The organism is Sphaerisporangium sp. NBC_01403 (assembly GCF_045040145.1).
GTDB classification, from domain to species: Bacteria; Actinomycetota; Actinomycetes; order Streptosporangiales; family Streptosporangiaceae; genus Sphaerisporangium; species Sphaerisporangium viridialbum.
The window spans coordinates 6,358,602-6,376,372 of sequence record NZ_CP109534.1; the positions used below are offsets into that span (position 1 = coordinate 6,358,602).

The window sequence follows — 17,771 nt, forward strand, 5'->3', positions numbered from 1 at the left end:
CCAGCCGGGTCAGCGCATGAGGCTGTGGCAGGCGATCGCCGCCGCCGCGACCACGTTGAGGGAGTCGACGCCGAGGTCCATGGCCGCCGGGCTCATGGCGATGCACACGGCGTGATCGGCCTCGTGGAGCCACCGCGAGGACAGCCCGTCGCCCTCGGACCCGAGCATGAGCGCCACCCGCTCCCCCATGGAGACCTTCTCGATGGGAACGACCGACTGGTCGGGCGTCAGGGCGAGGGTCTGGAAGCCGAGGGCCCGCAGCTCGGCCAGCCCGTCGTACCAGTTGGCCATGCGCGCGTACGGCACGGCGAACACCGCGCCCATCGAGACCTTGACCGATCTCCTGTACAGCGGGTCGGCGCACCGGGGCGAGAGGATCACGGCCTCGACGCCCAGAGCCGCCGCGCACCTGAAGATCGCCCCGACGTTGCCGTGGTCCACCAGGTCTTCCAGGACGAGGATCCGGCGCGGCGGCCCCTGCCCCAGCAGGGTCTTCACCGATGGAAGCTCCAGCCGCGCCATGGACGCCAGGGCGCCCCGGTGGACGGCGAAGCCGGCTATGCCCTCCATCACCTCGTCCGAGACCAGGTAGACCCGCGCGTCGCCCAGCACGTCTTCCAGGCCGGGGAGCCAGCGGCGTGTCGTCAGCACCGACCTGACGGGGTATCCGGTCGCGACGGCCCGCCGGATGACCTTCTCGCCCTCCGCCACGAACAGGCCGCGCTCGGCCTCCAGGCTCTTGCGCAGCTCGACGTCGCGCAGCCGCACGTAGTCGGCCAGCCGGGGGTCGGCGGCGTCGGAAACGGGGATGAGCTCAGGCACGGGACAAGCGTATGACCCGCCCGAGCTGCCAGAGCAGCGCGTAGACGGTGAGCACGGCGCAGAACCCCACCACCAGGCCGACCCCGGTCTTGGTGATGACCCCGGCCCAGCCGAAGACGGGGTTGGGCGGGTCGACGAAGCTCCATACGGCGGCCGCCAAGCAGGCGCCGAGGCCCGTACAGGCCAGAACGCCCCAGCGCACCGGGCCCGGGAGCGCGAGCCGGGCCGGCAGCGGTTTGCCGGCGGAGGGGCGCAGCGCGCGGAGCAGCCACCAGCCGACCAGGGCCAGGCCCACCGCCGACGAGCCGTACTGCAGGAGCCGGTAGCCGTTCACGAATCCCGCCACCGGGGCCGTCAGCCAGGCCCAGCCCCAGAACCGCGCGCCCCAGTCGTGGGTGAACGAGTCCCAGAAGACGTGGGTGGCCGCGCCCGCCGCGGCGCCGAGCGCGATGGCGGGGAACCTCCGCCAGCCGGGCCCCGGCAGGGCGGCGATGCGCGCCGCGAGCGACTGCGGCAGCAGCGCGGTGAGCGGGTCGCGGAACACGAACTGCAGGAGCGCCAGCAGCACGAACACCGCCACCACGTCGTCGGTGACCACTCCGATGGGCGAGTGCCACCGGGTGTAGGCGTCCAGGTAGGGCAGGAACATCGGCAGGTCGGGCACCATCGCGCCCACGCCGAGCGCCCAGGGATCGAGCACCTTGCGCACCCGGGCCGAGGAAATGAGCGGGATCACCGCCGCGACGTGGCTCGGCGTGAACGGCACGGGCTCTCCTTGCTTGGGGCCCGCGCCGCCCGTCCACAGCTTTACGCGGGCGGGGACGTGACGCTATCTGTAACGGGTAGGCTACTCACCGCTGTCAGGGCCAGGTTCGATCGATCGGGGGCCATCGTGCCAGATCAAGGTACGTACGCGCGCCCCTCGGCCCCGCCGGCGCAGTGGATTCGCGACGCGCGCCTGGCCAGGACGCTCTCGTTCGCGACGCTGGTCTGGCTCGGCGCCGAGAGCTCCCTTGGGCTGGCGGCGGGCCTGTCCGCCCATTCGGTGGCCCTGATCGGCTGGGGCTGGTCGTCGCTCGTGGAGGCGCTGGCGAGCCTGATCGTCATCTGGCGCTTCACCGGGCGCAGGCTCCACTCCGCGACCGCCGAGCACCGGGCGCAGAAGGCCGTGGCGGTCAGCTTCTGGCTGCTCGCGCCCTATCTGGTGCTTCACGTCGCCTACGACCTCGGGTCGGGTCAGCGGTCGGTGCCCACGGTGCTGGGCGTCGTCGTCACCACGATCAGCCTGGTGAGCATGCCGCTCCTCGGGGTGGCCAAGCGCAGGCTCGGCGCCCGCCTCGGCTCGGTCGCCACGACCGGCGAGGGCACCCAGAACCTGCTCTGCGCCCTGCTCGCCGGGGGCGTGCTGGCGGGGCTGACCGCCACCTCGTTCGGCTGGTGGTGGCTCGATCCGGCGGTGGCGCTCATGCTGGCGGCCGTGGCCGTCCGCGAGGGCCGCAGCGCCTGGCGCGGCCACTCCTGCCACCACTGAAGGATGACCACGGCGAGTTCGAGCCCCTGAGCCCGCAGCGCGACCGCCACCCGGGGCGCGGTGCCGGGGTCCGCCAGCGCGCGGCACACGCGCCCGGCGATCACCACCTCGCGCACGCAGTCCGACTCCCTGAGCGCCCGCCTGACCTCCGCTGGGCAGCCGTGCCCGTCCAGCTCGATGAGCAGCAGGTCCGGGCGCTTCTCGCTCCTGCCGCCTCGGAGCGGAACGGACCCCTCAACCCCCGTCGCGGGGCCGTGCGTCCCCGCGTCGCGGCCCTCGATGACCATCGACACGAGCCGCTACCCCCTGCCAGCCGAGTACGACACCCGCATTCCACACCGAAGCGCGAAATGTCGCGATCTTTTGCGTCACGATACATCGCGTCAGGCGACTGTCAAGATGTATCGCGAGAGGACAGCACAGCCATAAGTTACTCGTACGTACGGTAATCACTGCACGAAATGATCGGTTTTGCCGGTATCCGGCTTGACGCTATGGTTCCGTAAGCATTACCCGGGATCTCCCTATATGGTCGCTGCAGAGCGCGCCACGTTCGGAAAAGATCGACACTTTAAGAGGACACCGTGGGCGGACGCCACCGCACAGACGAGCTTGAGGGCGGCTACAACCCTTATCACGAGCCGTCCGGCCGCCGTCGCGCGGGCCGGGGCAAGGTGCTGGTGCCCCTCGCGGGCGCCGTGGCGCTCGCCGTGCTGCTGGGCGTCGCGGCTTACGTGATCATGAGCCGTGACAAGACCTGCGGCGACAGCCCGGTCGCACTCCAGGTCGTGGCCTCCCCCGACATCGAGCCCGCCATCAGCAAGATCGCGGCCGACTTCTCCAAGAACACCACCCCCGTGAACGGCAAGTGCTTCGCGGTCACGGTCAAGGAGAGCGATCCCGCCGGCGTCACCAACGCCATCGCCGGGTCGGGCGCGACCGCCGGCAAGTTCGACGCCGACCTGTGGATCCCGGACTCCAGCCTGTGGGTCGCCAAGCTGCGCTCCACGCCCAAGGGGTCGGGCATCTCCGCGCCCGTCGGCTCGATCGCCCGCTCGCCGGTGGTGCTGGCGGCTCCCAAGCCCGCCGTCGAGAAGCTGCAGAGCGCCTTCGGCGAGCCGAGCTGGAGCGGCCTGATGTCGGCCGCCAACGCCGCGAACCCCGAGGGCCTGGCGAGCAAGATCCGCGTCCTTCCGCTCGACCCCACCCTCAACGCCGCCGGGCTGAGCGCACTGCTCGCCGGGTCCGGCATCCTCCAGGCGTCGGGCGCCGGCGAGGACCAGTTGGTGGGAGTGCTCAGGCAGCTCTCCGAGAACGCCGTGAACAGCCCGGCGAACATGTTCGCCACCATGGCGAAGCAGTCGTCCCGCGTCCCGATCGGCATCGCCTCCGAGCAGGGCATCTGGGCGTTCAACGCCAAGACCAAGCCGGGCGAGATCGTCGCGCTCTACCCGGCCGAGGGCACGATCAGCCTCGACTACCCGGTCGTCGTGACCGCCAAGGACCAGGCCACCCGCGACGCGGCCAAGACCTTCGCCGCCGCGCTGTCCGGCGCCGAGGCCAAGAAGACCATCCGCCAGTACGGCTTCCGCACCCCGGACGGCAAGGGCGGGAGCGTGATCAGCCAGGCGAACGGGCTCAACCCGGCGACGCCGCGCGCCATCAAGGTCCCCGAGGCGGCCTCGGTGACCAAGCTCTCGCAGGCGTGGTCCCGCCTCAAGCTGGGCGGCCGGCTCCTCGCCCTGCTGGACATCTCCGGCACCATGGCGCTGCCGGCCGTCGGCGCCCCCGGCGACCGCATGAACCTGATCGCCCAGACCGCGATCGAGGGACTGAAGCTCTTCCCCGACAAGACCGAGATCGGCACCTGGGTCTTCTCCACCAACCTGAACGGCAAGGGCGTCGACTACCGCGAGGTCGTGCCCGTCGGGCCCATCGGCGCCAAGATCAACGGTGCCACCCGCCGGGAAGTCATCGGCCAGTCCCTCTCGCGGATAAAGGCGAAGGCCACCGGGGACACCGGTCTGAACGACACGCTCGCCGCCGCCTACGACAAGATGAAGGCCGAGTACGAGGCCGACAAGATCAATACGATCCTGGTCTTCACCGACGGCGTGGGCAACGACGACCCCGAGGGCGGCATCTCCAACGCCGCGATCCTCAAGAAGCTCCGCACGGAGTTCGACGAGACGCAGCCGATCAGCGTGATCATCGTGGCCCTCGGCGCCAACGACGCGGCCGGCCGCCGGCAGATGCAGGCCATCGCCAAGGCCACGCAGGGCCAGGCGTTCTTCCCGAACAACGCCCTGGAGATCCGCAAGGTCTTCCTGGAGGGCATCTCGCGCCGCCTGTGCGCCCCCAACTGCAATGGGAGCACGTCCCAGCAGTAAACGCGCCCCGCGCGCGAGCGCCCGATTCCGGCCTTTAACGGGCCCGGAGTCGGGCGTTTTACTTTTACCCCTGTCGGAAGTGAATCGCGGTGTGTCACCGTGGACGCCTACCCGCGTCACCGATCATCACCTCAGTTATCGCGCCAGGAAACATCCGTTTCAGCAGTCCCATCCGACCCTGTTTTCCCAGGTCATACCCGATGATTATCAAACAATCCCGGGTGAACCGGGCGAGGGGAACGGACGTCCTACGCGTGTGGGCCTGGCGCGGGCAGGGGTAATTCTCGCGAGCGTGCGCGACCGAAATGCCAGGTACCCGTCCTGCGGGGAGGAAGATCAGTGCCCGGATGGCCGACCGTCGGCCGTGCCGACGACCAGCGAATGTTGGAGGCCCTGCGCCGAGCGGACGGCCGCGCGGCTGACGGCCTCTACGACGCTTATGCCGACCGACTCAACGACTACGCCTATTCACTGCTCCACGACACCGACGCCGCCGCGGACTCCGTGCACGACGCGCTCGTCACCGCCCACGGCCGCGCAGGAGCGCTGCGCGAGCCGGCGCGCACGCGTGCCTGGCTGTACGCGCTGACGCGTTTCCAGTGCACCACCCGTCGCGGGCGCACCCCCGCGCACGGCACCACGCCGGAGCTGTTCCTGGAAGGGGACGAGGAGGATCCGGAGCTCGCGGCGATCGTGCGCGAGGGCCTGGCGGAGCTGGGGCACAAGGAGCGGGACGTCCTGCTCCTCGCGCTGCGGCACGAGCTCACCGTCTCGGAGATCGGGGCCGTGCTCGGCCTCACCTCGCGGCAGACCGGCACCCGTCTCGCCCGCGCCCGCGACCACCTGGAGAACGCCGCCGCGGCGGTCATCCTCGCCAGGACCGGCCGCGCGCACTGCCCCGATCTGTCCGCGCTGCTCGACTCCGTCGAGGGCCCGCTCCCGCAGCAGCTGAGGCGGCGCCTCACCAGGCACATCATCGGCTGCAAGGAATGCACGGAAGGGCGGCGCCGCCGGGTGTCGGCCGAGCGCCTGCTCGACACCATCCCCGTGGCCTTCCCTCCCCTGTCGCTGCGCCGCCGGGTCGCCGAGACCTGCGCCAAGTCCGAGCGCGACGCCGGACGGACGGCGATCATGGCGGTGGCCGACCGGTTCGACAAGAGCGGATTCCCCCCGGTGGGAGCCGAGCGCCGGTCCAGGGGCAGGGAAGCCCGGGAGGACCACCGCGCGTCCCCCGAGCAGGAGACCCCCCGGTACGGGACCGGGGTCGCGCACGCCCGCAGGACCTCCCGGAGGACGCCCGTCTTCGCCACCGTCGCCTGCGTGCTGGTGGCGACCGGGGCCATGGTCGTCGCCACCGGGCAGGGCCCCTCATCCCCGGACGGGCTGACGCAGACCCTGCGCTTCCCGAGCCAGACGCCCGGCGAACTGCAGATCAGCTACGGGCCCGACCCCGACGACACCCCGTCCCCGTCGGAGCCGCCGCCGCCCACACCCGCCACCGCGACCCCCGCGAAGAGGTCACCGACCCGGAGCGCGGCCGCCGCCCCCGCCGCGTCCACCGGCAGGCCGCGCCCTCCCTCGAACACGCCCACCCGGCCGCCCGCGCCCGCGGCCAAGCTCGTCGTCTCGTGCCCGGGGGCGCTCGGCGCGGAGGGCGGTGGTGTGATCCTTGTCTCCGCGCGTAACGCGACCGTCTCCTGGACGGCTACCACCACGGGGGGCCTGGCCGTGACGCCCGGCCAGGGCGTACTCAAGTCTGGCGTGAAGGAAAGGCTCTCGGTCGCCGTCGGAGAGCCGGGAGAGGCGGGAGAGGGCACTGTGACCTTGACTTCCGCGTCCGGCCGCGCCTCGTGTCACCTGTCATGGGACGGTCAGGACCCGCCGCCCGCCTCCGATCCGCCGCCTGACCAGTCACCCACGCCTGAGCCGTCCGCGTCCGGCACGCCGAGCGAGGAATCGAGCGGAGGACCCACCTGAATTCCGGCTCGACCGCGCATCCGGGGCAAACCAGGGGTACCTTTGAAGACCCTCCGGTCCCTGGCGCCCCAATGGTCTCGGGGGCATCAGTCGTTGGCGTGCCTGACGTGGTTGACTACACAACGGTTCTTACCCTCGTCTAGGTAAACCATTGACCGGGGTAGGGCGTCGGCATTGACGATCGCATAGCGTGGTTGGTCATATGAGAGCAGCGATCAACCATGTCTTTAGTCGGCCTTGACCAGCGGAGCCAGGAGAGATGCGTACGAACAGAGCAGTGCTCACATGGGTGCTGGCGGTCGCGTGCGCCGCGGGAGCGGTGATCGCGCTCGCCGATATCCATACTCCGGCACGCCTGATTCTGACACCTCTGTTCCTTTTGGTGGTGCCGGGGGCATCGGTCGTAGGACTGTTGCGTGATCGTGACCCTCTCGCGGCTCTAACGGTGGGCGCCGCCGCGAGTCTCGTTATAAACGTTCTGTTAGCCGAGGCCATGCTTATGTTCGACGCTTGGTCTCCTCGCGCGGGAGTGGCCACCGTCGCGGTGCTCGGTGGATTCATGTGGGTTCTTCGGTCTCTGTACCGGGGGAACGGCAGTGCGCACACCGAACAGGGGGCCGGGTCAAGGTGAAAGTCACGGTCGTTCGGCCGGGGGAGCTCGGAGAGCCGGAGCTCACCCGCTGGCGTGAACTACAGCACGCGGCTCCGTCACTGGACAACCCCTTTCTCTCGGTCGAGTTCGCGCTGGCCCTGGGCCGGCTCCGCTCGTACGTGCGCGTCGCCGTCATCGAGGACGACGCCAAGGTGGTCGGCTTCCTCCCGTTCGAGCGGCACGCCTTCGCCATCGGCAAGCCCCTCGGCAGCTGGCTGACCACCTGCCACGGGCTCATCTCGGTCCCCGGCCTCGACATCTCCGCCCGTGAGCTCCTGCGGGCGTGCGGCCTCTCGGTCTTCGACTTCGATCACATGGTCGCGGACCAGCCCACCTGGGCGCCGCACGAGTCGGCGGTGCGCCCGGTGCCGATGATGGACCTCACCGGCGGGTTCGACACCTACATCGAGTACGTCCGCGCCAACTCACCCAAGAACTACAAGACGGTGCGATACAAGGAGCGCAAGCTCGCCCGCGAGCACGGTGAGATCCGGCTGGAGTGGTGCGCGGCCGACCCCGAGTCGATGCACACCCTCACCGGCTGGAAGTCCGACCAGTACCGCCGCACCGGGCGGGTCGACCGGTTCGCCCAGCCGTGGATCGTCGAGCTGCTCGAAGAGATGCACGGCACCGACACGCCGTCGTTCGGCGGCGTGCTCACCATGCTCTACGCCGGGGACACCCCGGTGGCGGGTCATTTCGGCCTGCGCACCCACAACACGCTGGTCGGGTGGTTCCCGGCCTACGACCCCGAGTTCGCCCGCTACTCCCCCGGCATAATGCACCACCTGCACATGGCGGAGCAGGCCGCTTCTCACGGCCTGGGCCAGGTCGACATGGGCAAGGGGGGCCGGGAGTACAAGGGCTGGCTCAAGAACGGCGTCATCCACGTCTCCGAGGGCCGGGTCTCCCGTCCGTCGGCGACGGCCGCCGTCCACTGGATGGGGCGGACGCCTGTGAACAAGGCCCGCAACATCGTGGTTGACCGTCCATCGCTCTACCGGCTGGCCGACCGCCTGCTGAAGGGGTTCGGGCGGGTCCGCACCTCCATCCATCCCGAGAACATACAAAAGGAACCTTCGGGGGCGAGCTGAAGTCTTCCCCGAAAAGAGCACAAACCCTCTATTGATCTGACCGGGGCGGAGAAACCCCTCTCCGTCCAGTCGCGCCGGTCCTATTGGCAGTCGCCGCCGATGTCAGACCGCCCGGAAGGACATCCCTCAAAATGAGTCCCGAGATCACCAAGCACAACGGGAAACCTCAGCTTCACAGCCTGAGGCCACTGCCGGCAGTGGACCGTTTCACCCCTCTCACACCGCACCTGGCCATTTCCCCGACCGTCAGCGTGGTCGTACCGGCCATGAACGAAGCGGAGAACCTTCCGCACGTTTTCGCCACGCTGCCCCACTGGATCCACGAGATCGTCCTCGTCGACGGCAACTCCACGGACGACACCGTGGCGGTGGCCCGCCGCCTGCGCCCGAACCTCCGCGTGATCCAGCAGCGCGGCAAGGGCAAGGGTGACGCCCTCCGCACCGGGTTCGCCGAGTGCACCGGCGACATCATCGTGATGATCGACGCCGACGGCTCGACCGACGGCCGGGAGATCATCCACTTCGTCGGCGCGCTGGTCACCGGGGCCGACTTCGTCAAGGGCTCGCGGTACGCCAGCGGTGGCGGCAGCGACGACCTCACGGTCAGCCGCCGTCTCGGCAACAGCGTGCTGCGCACGCTGGTCAACTGGATCTACGGCACCCGGTACACCGACCTGTGCTACGGCTACAACGCCTTCTGGGCGCGTCACCTCGACGTGCTCGACCTCGACTGCGAAGGCTTCGAGGTGGAGACGGTGCTGAACATCCGCGCGGCCAGAGCGGGGCTGCGCGTGCACGAGGTGCCGAGCCACGAGAGATGCCGCATCCACGGCGAGAGTAACCTCCGCGTCGTGCGGGACGGCTGGCGCGTGCTCAAGACGATCATGCGTGAGTGGCGCCGTCCCATGACCGAGGCCGCCCCCGCCCCCACGGCCCAGCCGGCCGCCGACCAGGGCGCGGCATAACCGAGATGAACATCTCCGTCGTCATCTGCGTCTACACCGAAGACCGGTGGGACGACATCAGGGCCGCCGTTCAGTCGGTGCGCAGCCAGAGGCGTCAGCCGTACGAACTGATCCTCGTCGTCGACTACAACCCCGACCTGCACCTCAGGCTCAAGCGGGAGTACGCCGACGCGATCGTCGTGGAGAACTCCCACGAGCGGGGTCTGTCCGGCGGCAAGAACACCGGGGTGGCGACCGCCTCCGGCGACGTCGTGGCCTTCCTGGACGATGACGCCGTCGCGGACGCCGAGTGGCTCGCCGCGTTCGAGGATGCCATGTCAGTCGAGCGGGGTGGCACCCCGGCCGTCGTGGGGGTCGGCGGGTTGACCAGACCACTTTGGGACAACGGCGACCGGCCGCGATGGTTCCCCGAGGAGTTCGACTGGACCATCGGGTGCACCTATCGCGGCCTGCCGGCCGAGAGGAAGCCGATCCGCAACGTGATGGGGGGGAACGCCGCCTTCCGCAGGGAGGTGGTGGGCGAGGTCGGAGGGTTCCACTCCGGCATCGGCCGCAGTGTCCAAGGTCGCAAGAGCCGCCCGCTGGGCTGCGAGGAGACCGAGTTCTGCATCCGGCTCTCCCAGCGCAGGCCGGGCTCGATCATGATGTTCGAGCCCCGGGCGGTCATCGGCCATCGAGTGCCCGCGTCGCGGGCCACGTTCCGCTATTTCCGTTCCCGGTGCTACGCGGAAGGGCTCTCCAAGGCGCTGGTCGCGCAGGAGGTCGGCGCGGGCGACGGGCTGTCGAGCGAGCGCGCCCACGCCATGAAGACGCTGCCGATGGGCGCTCTTCGCGGCGTGGGAGACGCCCTGCGGGGCGATCTCGCCGGCCTGGCCAGAGCGGGGGCGATCGTCACCGGTCTGGCCTGGACGACGTGGGGGTACGCCGTGGGCTCCGCCAGGCTGCGCCTGCGCGGGAACCGTGCGGGACGATCCATCCAACACGAACGGTGACCACATGCGCGTGCCGATCCTGATGTACCACTCCGTGACCGATCGCCCGAACAACGCGACCCGGCCGCTGGCGGTACGTCCCTCGGTGTTCGAGTCCCAGATGACCTACCTCAAGGACCGCGGGTTCACCCCCCTGACCCTGGGAGACCTGGTCGCCTCCCTGTACGGCACGGGGGGCGCCCCGGCCCCCGAGCGTCCCGTGGTCGTGACCTTCGACGACGGGTACGCCGACTTCCACGGCGAGGCCCTGCCGATCCTCGCGCAGCTGGGTTTCCCCGCGACGGTCTTCCTGACCAGCGGGTGGGTGAGCGACGCGGGCGGCGACGCGGCGGGCAAGCCCCTCGACCGCATGCTGTGCTGGAGCCAGGCGCGCGAGGCCGTGTCCTGCGGCATCGAGATCGCCGGGCACAGTCACAGCCACCCCCAGCTCGACCAGCTCCCCGACGCGGCGCTGCGCCAGGAGCTGCGGCGCAACAAGGCCCTGCTGGAGGACAAGGTGGGGCGCCCGGTCGCCACGATGGCCTACCCGTACGGCTACTCCAGCACCCGCGTGCGCAGGGAGGTGCGCAAGGCCGGCTACTGGGCGGCCTGCGCCGTGGCCAACACGCTCGCGGCCGACTCAGGCGACGTGATGGCGCTGCCCCGGCTCACCGTGGGCCGGTCCACCACCATGGACCGCTTCCGCCGGGCCGTCGAGGGGCGCGGCGTGCCGCTGATCTATCTCAAGGAACACGCGCTGACCAAGGGTTACGCGATGGTGCGCCGCACACGGTACGGCCTGCGCCACGTGGTCGGGCGTGAGTGAAGTAACCGCGGGGAAGACGCCGCGCGTCGAAGAGGGGGGTGACGCGACCATGAACACCACAGTGGCCGGCGACAGGCCGAAGCAGCCGGACGCGGACAAGGGCGCCGGAAGGCTGGCGGCCCTGTGGCGGCGGCTCCTGCGCGACCTGCGCAACCCGCTCTTCCTCAACGGGTACGCCCTGATGGCCAACACGGGCGTCACGGCGATCCTCGGCATGGGCTACTGGCTGCTCGCCGCCCGGCTGTACACCCCGGAGGACTTCGGGCGCAGCCAGGCGCTGATCACCGCGATGCGGCTGTTCGCCGGGCTCATAGCGCTCGGCCTGACCGGCGCCCTCGCCAGGTTCATCCCCGTGGCGGGCAGGCGCACGGGCGCGCTGATCGGCCGGGGCTACCTCGTCGCCACCCTCACGGCCGTCGTGGCGGCGGGTGGGTTCCTGCTGACGCTGCCGTTCTGGGGGGAGAACTACTCCACGCTGGCCGGTGCGGGCCCCGGGCTGTTCTTCCTCGCCTCGGTGGCCGTCTGGTCGGTCTTCACCCTCCAGGACGTCGCGCTGGCCGGGATGCGCAAGGCCGTGTGGGTGCCGGTCAACAGCCTGTGCTTCGGCGTGGTGAAGATGGGGCTGCTGGTCGCGCTGGCGGGAGCCCTGCCGGACGACGGCATCTACGTCTCGTGGATCATCCCCACCGCTCTCGCCCTGATCCCGATCAACCTGTTCATCTTCGGCGTGCTCGTGCCCCGTCACGCGCGGATGGCGCCCGAGGGCTCCAAGCCGCCGAGGTTCCGCGAGGTCGGCCGCTTCCTGGCGGGGGACTACCCGGGCGCGTTCTCCATCCTGGCCATCGTCTACTTCCTCCCGGTGTACGTCGCCTCGCGGGTCAGCGGGGAGCTGTTCGGCTACTTCGCCATGGCGCAGACCCTGGGCGCGATGATCGAGCTGCTGGCCATCAACATGGCCACCTCCCTCACCGTGGAGGGCTCCACCGACCGGTCACGGCTGGCCGCGAACTGCCGCCAGGCATTACGCCGCTCGTACCTGATCATCGGGCCCGTGTCGGCCGTCACGTTCGCCGCCGCACCGCTGATCCTCTCGGTCTTCGGACCGGGCTTCTCCGAGCACGGCACGCCGCTGCTCCGGCTGATGGCCCTCGCCGTGCTCCCCCGCGTGCTCATCGAGATCTATCTGAGCGGGCTGCGCGCCCGCAGCCAGGCGCGCAAGCTCGCCCTGGTCCAGATCGGCCTGGCGGTCCTGGTGCTGTCCTCCTCGCTCATCCTGCTGCCGGTGACGGGCATCACCTCGGTCGGGTACGGGCTGCTGTTCAGCGAGGTCCTGGTCGCCTTGTTGATCTTCGGTGGGCTCCGCGAGATTCTCAATCACCGGGAAACGCCGGAATCGGCGAGCGCGCGGGAGGCGCCCGAGGCCGCATCATGGTCTACGTGAGTCAACGGACGGGCAACGAGGTGAAAAAGGAGACGGCGGCGAAGGTCGCCGACGACGACATGGAAGTGGACGTCGACACCACATCCGAGATGACCCGCCCGGTGTCCCTGCCGATCCTTCCCTCCGGGGACGAGAAGGGCGCGGCGGAGGAGGAGGCGTACGACGAGGACGCCACCCAGGTGATCCAGCTTCCGCTCCCGGCGAGCGTCGCTCCGGCGGTGCAACCCTCCCCCGCACCCGAGAAGCCCCTGAAACTCGACAAACCCGCCAAACCCGCCGAGCGGAAGCCCGAGCCTCCTCGCAAGACGGCCGAGCCACGCAAGACGGCCGAGCCGAAGCCCCAGCCTCCCGGCAAGACGGACAAGCCACACAAGCCCGCCGAGCCGCGCGAGCCCGCCGAGCCGAAGCGCGAGACTCTCGACACGACGCCGGCCGTGGCCCAGGCCCTTCCGGTCCTTCCGAAGCCCCTCCCCGCCGAGCCCGCGCCCGTACCCACGGCCACGGCCACGGCCACGGCCACGGCCGAGCCGGTGGCCGTGGCGGCGGAGGCCGCGCCGGAGACGGCGGCTTCGCGCGGGGGCGAGGTGGCGCCGTCCCGGGTCACGCGGCTGGCGGCGAGCGCGTCCTCGTGGCTGCCGCCGCTGCTGACCGTCGAGGGCCTGGTCATGTACGTGCTGGCGCTGCGCGTGCCGCACGGCATCATGCGCGGCGTCGACCTCGACAAGATCGAGGGCCTGGGGCTGGTCTCGGTGCTCCCGGTGACGGCCTTCGCGGCGATCGCCCTGATCATCGTGTCGTTCTTCGTGACGCTGACGCAGAACACCGACCGCAAGGGCCTGCTGCTGTTCCAGCTCGCGGCGATCACGTTCACCCTGCACGGGGCGGCGGCGCTCATCGAGGCCGAGCCGCGCTTCCCGACCGCGTGGGTGCACGCGGGCTTCGCCGAGTACATCGGCCGGGCCGGCGAGGCGCTGCCGGGCCTCGACGCCCGCTTCGCCTGGCCCGGGTTCTTCGCGCTGTTCGGGTTCGTCCTGCGCGCCGCCGGCGTCCAGGACCCCTCGACCGTGCTGCAGTGGACGCCGTTCGTCTCGAACCTGCTCTACCTGCTGCCGTTCGTGCTGATCCTGCGCCAGCTCGTGGCCACCACCAGGGCCCGGTGGTTCGCCGCGCTGCTGTTCATCCTGGTCCAGTGGATCGGGCAGGACTACTTCTCGCCTCAGGGCTTCACCTACGCGCTCTACCTGGTCTTCATCGCGATCCTGATGCGCTGGTTCGGCCGCGCGGAGCCGAGGACCGCGCCGCTGCCCGCCAAGGGGTTCGTACGGCGCATGCTGGCCAGGCTCGACCGGCTGTCGCCCGGCGAGCTGCCGGCGCGGCCGACGACCGTGACCGACCGGGTGGTGCTGCTGACGCTGCTCGTTGGGCTGTTCGTGGCCACCACGGCGACCCACCAGATCACGCCGTTCATGATGCTGGGGGCGCTGACCGGCCTGATCCTGCTGCGGCGCAGCACCCTGTCACTCGCCCTCCCGGTGTTCCTCGGCCTGATCGTGATCGCCTGGATCAACTACCAGGCGACGCCGTTCTGGAGCGGCCGGATCAACGAGCTGTTCGGCGGCATCGGCAAGATCTTCGCCAACCTGCAGGAGAACACCGGAGACCGGCTGGTCGGCACCGACCCGCAGCACGCCATCGTGCTCAAGGTGCGGCTCGCCATCTGCGGGGTGATCCTGCTGTTGGCCGCCATCGGCCTGCTGCGCCGGCTGCGGCGCGGCGTCGGCGACCGCACCGCCGCGGTGCTGCTGTGCGTGCCAGTGCTGGCGCTCGGCCTGCAGAGTTACGGCGGCGAGATCGGGCTGCGCGTCTACATGTTCGCCCTGCCCGCCGCCTGCATCCTGGGCGCGTACGCCTTCTTCCCGAACCTTCCCGCGCAGACCAGCGACGCCCGCGAGGGCGAGACCGTGCCCGTCAGGCGACGTCCACGGCCCCTGCGGTTCGATCCGGCGACGACGCGGCGCGTCTCCGCGGTGCTCGCGGCGGTGACCGCGCTGGCGCTGTCGGTCGCGTTCCTGGTGGCGCGCTACGGCAACGAGAAGTTCGAGCGGGTCACGACCGGCGAGGCCGCGGCCATGCACTACGTCTACGACCACGACAGACCGAGCGCCCGGCTGTTCTACCTGGTCCCCATCCTCGGCGAGGAGGTCACCCCCACGATCCCGTGGCGCGAGCGCGACATCGACCGCGTGGAGTACTACCAGGCGCTCGTCAACGAGAACTCCGCCGACCTCAGCGGCGTGCTGACCGCGTTGCGCGCCAAGCCGCCCAACAGCTTCCTGATGACCAGCCGTGGCCAGGCGGCGTACCTGGAGCTGAACCACGGGTTCCCGGCCGGGTGGGGCGAGCGTTTCCGCGCGGCGCTCGACGCCTCACCGAGCCTCAAGCGGGTCTACTCCAACACCGACGCCGCCATCTACACGCTGCGCTCGTACCCGAAGGGGTCGGAGATCCCGCCGCCCGTGCCGGCGACGATGGTGGGCGACCGCTCCACGCCGTGGACGCCGCTCGGCCTGGTCGCCCTGGCCCTGGCCGTCTTCACCCTCTTCGCGGCGGAGCTGTCGAGGCTGCGCGGCACCGAGCGCGCCCCGAAGGGCAGGCGGAAGCTGGTCATCCTGGGCATCGTCATGACCCTGGCCGCGATGGCGGTCATCGTGGAGCGGTTCGTGACCCTGACGGGCTGACGGGCTGACGTGAGCGACCGCGGTCGCTCACGTCATACCGGGGGAAACCTCACGCATGCCGTACCGGGGGTAGCCTCACTGCCCTCGGTCGCTCCACCTGACGTCGTACCGGTTGAGCTGGAACGCCTTGCCGTCGACGTCGACGGACAGCGGGCCGTCCGTCGTGTTCACCATGATCATCTGGTTGTCGACGGCGAGCACCTGGACCCTCGGGTCGGACACCTGGACGTCGACGAGCCGGGCTCCGGCGGGGAACCACCGGGTGAAGCCGCTCAGCACGCCGGCCATGGGCATCTCCTCGCCCTCGCCGGGCGACCACAGGCAGCCGGGGCAGTCGTCGCCCGCCTGGCGCTGGGGGTTCCAGTAGAGCGCCGTGGCGGCCCCGCTCCTGGCGAACTCCATCATGGCCACCGTCTGCACCGCCGTGCGGTGCTGCTCGTCCCAGTCGATGCTGTCGGGCGCGACGTACCACTCGGCCCACCAGACGGGCAGGTCGCCGCTCTTCTGCCGCAGCCAGGTGGTGACCGCGGAGAACTTCTTGACGGCCGTGAACTCGTCGGGGACCAGGCCGCGGTCGTTGGTGGCCGAGGAGGCGTCGACCACGATGAAGTCGGCGCCCCTCTTGTGCTTGAGCCAGTACTCGACGCTGTCGAGCGTCTTGCTGTCGACCGCCCCCCAGGGCCCCCTGACGTTCGAGGCGTTGGTGGCGGAGACGTGGCTGTCGACCGGGATGTACGGGCCACCGACCTGCGCCTTGGGGTTGGCGGCCTTCACCGCGTCGTAGACGCGGTTGTAGAGGTCGGTGTAGGCCTCGACATCCCAGTTGGCGTGCGCGTCGTCCCAGAAGCCCTTGAACTCGTTCCAGACCATGAAGTGCGTGACGGTCGGGTAGCGCTTGGCGACCGTGCCGGCGAGCCTGGCGAAGTCGTCGAAGTGGTCGCGCTGCGGGGCGACCTCGATCTTGCCCCAGCTGGTGCGGCCCTCGGCGCCGCCCTTCATCCAGTCGGGGGCGCAGCACAGCGTCAGCACCGGCTGCGACTTGGTGGCGGCCATGAGCTTGACCCGGCGGTCGAGGTCGCGGAAGTCGTACTTGCCCGGCGCGGGCTCGGGGTTGCCGGCTCCCCAGCCCATGATGTGCTGGTTCTGGAGCATGGGGACCCGGGAGAACAGGTCGCTCACGCGCGTGCGCACACGCTCGGTCTCGTTGTCGGCGCTGTACTGCGTGTGGGTGACGCCCCAGCGCGGCCAGGTGTCCACGACGGGCGGCTGCTCCAGGGTGGGAGGCGGCTCGGGCGTGGCGAAGATCGTGGCGGCCACGCCGTCGGAGCGGCCTCCGCCCCGGTGGGCGGCGATGGCCAGGAGCCCGACCACCATGGCCAGGGCGAGGAGGCCGGCGCCGACGGCGACCGGCCCACGGGGGACGTAGCGGCTCCTCGCGTGCCGACCGCTGTTCTCCAACACTCAGTCACCGTATCCACTAAGGCTTGCAGAACCCTTGATTGGTTCTGATGTCGGCCGACGAACATCGGCTCGCCGTCATCCCGCCCCCAGGTCACGGCCACCGTACGGCAGCAGACTGCCCCAAAAGGAGCCCGGAAACCAAGTCCGCGCACAGGCGTTCAACTAATAATCAAGATCACTAGGTGTCAACCGCTTCGCAAAAGGGGTATAAAGCCCGGCGACCGAGGATTTGAGGGGGCACAGTGGCCCAGGCATGGCTGCCCGTCGCCAGTCGAATTCCCGCTCTCGAGGACTCCGGCCCCATGCTCGGAGGAGCTCCCCGGGTGGTCTGGTTTCTTTGGCCGACCGATCCCCATCGGGTTTCGGCCAGATCCGTGGCCCAGCGGCTCGTACAGATCAAACGTCCCGCCCACCTGGTGTGGAATCCCGTCACCGGGCAGATCATGCAGTCCCTCTCCCCCACGCGGGCGGCGAGCGGCCTGCCGGGCGATCTCAACCGGCACGGCCGGATCTGCGTGCAGATCCGCGTGCTCGGGTCGGTGGAGGAGCCCTTCACCGAGACCAAGCTGGACGGGCTGGACGACATCCTGGCCTGGCTGGACTCCTGGGAGGTCCCGCGCCGCTGGCCGGCCGGGCCCCCACTCCCCTATCCGCACTCGGTGGCGGCGCAGGGCAGCCGCCGGGTGTGGGCCAGAGGCGGGCACTTCGGGAACTCCCAGGTGCCGGGCACCTCTGAGGGGGACCCCGGGCCGATCGACGTCCACCGCATCGTGGGCGGGCAGGTGCCGCCCCTGGAGGTGCCGCGACCCCGCCAGGAGATGGGCCAGGAATGCGCTTCGGAGAAAGTAGAGCGATAGAGGTTTCAGCGATCACTGACAGCACCGTGATCTGATCTTTATCGTA

Annotated in this window: 13 protein-coding genes; 10 read left to right on the plus strand and 3 right to left on the minus strand. The window is 70.1% G+C overall.

Annotation, left to right across the window (positions count from 1 at the left end; translation table 11 throughout):
* Positions 1–9: 9 nt before the first annotated feature.
* Together OG589_RS28320 and OG589_RS28325 are read right to left on the minus strand one after the other, a co-directional pair.
* Complete coding sequence (locus OG589_RS28320) at positions 10–822, minus strand: TrmH family RNA methyltransferase (RefSeq protein ID WP_405140827.1); 813 nt, start codon at positions 820–822, stop codon at positions 10–12.
* A complete protein-coding gene (locus OG589_RS28325; protein ID WP_405140828.1) occupies positions 815–1,588 on the minus strand; it encodes a DUF4184 family protein in 774 nt (257 codons plus the stop codon). Before OG589_RS28325 ends, OG589_RS28320 begins: the two co-directional genes overlap by 8 nt.
* Positions 1,589–1,714: 126 nt before the next feature.
* On the opposite strand from OG589_RS28325, the gene OG589_RS28330 reads away from it, so the two are divergent.
* From OG589_RS28330 to OG589_RS28370, 9 genes are all read left to right on the plus strand, one after another.
* Positions 1,715–2,353, plus strand: a complete 639-nt coding sequence (locus tag OG589_RS28330; RefSeq protein WP_405140829.1) for a hypothetical protein — start codon at positions 1,715–1,717, stop codon at positions 2,351–2,353.
* Positions 2,354–2,937: 584 nt separating this feature from the next.
* A complete protein-coding gene (locus tag OG589_RS28335) occupies positions 2,938–4,743 on the plus strand; it encodes a substrate-binding and VWA domain-containing protein (RefSeq protein ID WP_405140830.1) in 1,806 nt (601 codons plus the stop codon).
* A gap of 339 nt (positions 4,744–5,082) precedes the next feature.
* Complete coding sequence (locus OG589_RS28340) at positions 5,083–6,720, plus strand: RNA polymerase sigma factor (RefSeq protein WP_405140831.1); 1,638 nt, start codon at positions 5,083–5,085, stop codon at positions 6,718–6,720.
* A gap of 627 nt (positions 6,721–7,347) precedes the next feature.
* Entirely contained in the window at positions 7,348–8,466 is a 1,119-nt protein-coding gene (locus OG589_RS28345; RefSeq protein ID WP_405140832.1) for a GNAT family N-acetyltransferase, read from the plus strand.
* Positions 8,467–8,597: 131 nt separating this feature from the next.
* A complete protein-coding gene (locus tag OG589_RS28350) occupies positions 8,598–9,431 on the plus strand; it encodes a glycosyltransferase family 2 protein (protein ID WP_405140833.1) in 834 nt (277 codons plus the stop codon).
* A 5-nt stretch (positions 9,432–9,436) separates the two neighbouring features.
* On the plus strand, positions 9,437–10,423 hold the full coding sequence (locus OG589_RS28355) for a glycosyltransferase family 2 protein (RefSeq protein WP_405140834.1): 987 nt from the start codon (positions 9,437–9,439) through the stop codon (positions 10,421–10,423).
* A 4-nt stretch (positions 10,424–10,427) separates the two neighbouring features.
* Positions 10,428–11,228, plus strand: a complete 801-nt coding sequence (locus tag OG589_RS28360; protein WP_405140835.1) for a polysaccharide deacetylase family protein — start codon at positions 10,428–10,430, stop codon at positions 11,226–11,228.
* Between the two features lie 49 nt (positions 11,229–11,277).
* Positions 11,278–12,669, plus strand: coding sequence for a lipopolysaccharide biosynthesis protein (locus tag OG589_RS28365; protein ID WP_405140836.1), 1,392 nt, complete (start codon positions 11,278–11,280; stop codon positions 12,667–12,669).
* The gene (locus OG589_RS28370; protein ID WP_405140837.1) at positions 12,666–15,407 is read left to right on the plus strand and encodes a hypothetical protein; all 2,742 of its coding nucleotides are present in this window, start codon (positions 12,666–12,668) and stop codon (positions 15,405–15,407) included. Before OG589_RS28365 ends, OG589_RS28370 begins: the two co-directional genes overlap by 4 nt.
* Positions 15,408–15,482: 75 nt before the next feature.
* Here OG589_RS28370 and OG589_RS28375 read toward each other — a convergent pair whose 3' ends face one another.
* Positions 15,483–16,868, minus strand: coding sequence for a GH39 family glycosyl hydrolase (locus tag OG589_RS28375; RefSeq protein WP_405140838.1), 1,386 nt, complete (start codon positions 16,866–16,868; stop codon positions 15,483–15,485).
* A 323-nt stretch (positions 16,869–17,191) separates the two neighbouring features.
* Between OG589_RS28375 and OG589_RS28380 the strand changes: the two genes are divergently transcribed.
* The gene (locus OG589_RS28380) at positions 17,192–17,725 is read left to right on the plus strand and encodes a hypothetical protein (protein WP_405140839.1); all 534 of its coding nucleotides are present in this window, start codon (positions 17,192–17,194) and stop codon (positions 17,723–17,725) included.
* The last annotated feature ends 46 nt before the right edge of the window (positions 17,726–17,771 follow it).

Coding starts and splice junctions, on each gene's coding strand:
- OG589_RS28350 (WP_405140833.1), top strand. CDS start 8,598: ATGAGTCCCGAGATCACCAAGCACAACGGGAAACCTCAGCTTCACAGC.
- OG589_RS28355 (WP_405140834.1), top strand. CDS start 9,437: ATGAACATCTCCGTCGTCATCTGCGTCTACACCGAAGACCGGTGGGAC.
- OG589_RS28360 (WP_405140835.1), top strand. CDS start 10,428: ATGCGCGTGCCGATCCTGATGTACCACTCCGTGACCGATCGCCCGAAC.
- OG589_RS28365 (WP_405140836.1), top strand. CDS start 11,278: ATGAACACCACAGTGGCCGGCGACAGGCCGAAGCAGCCGGACGCGGAC.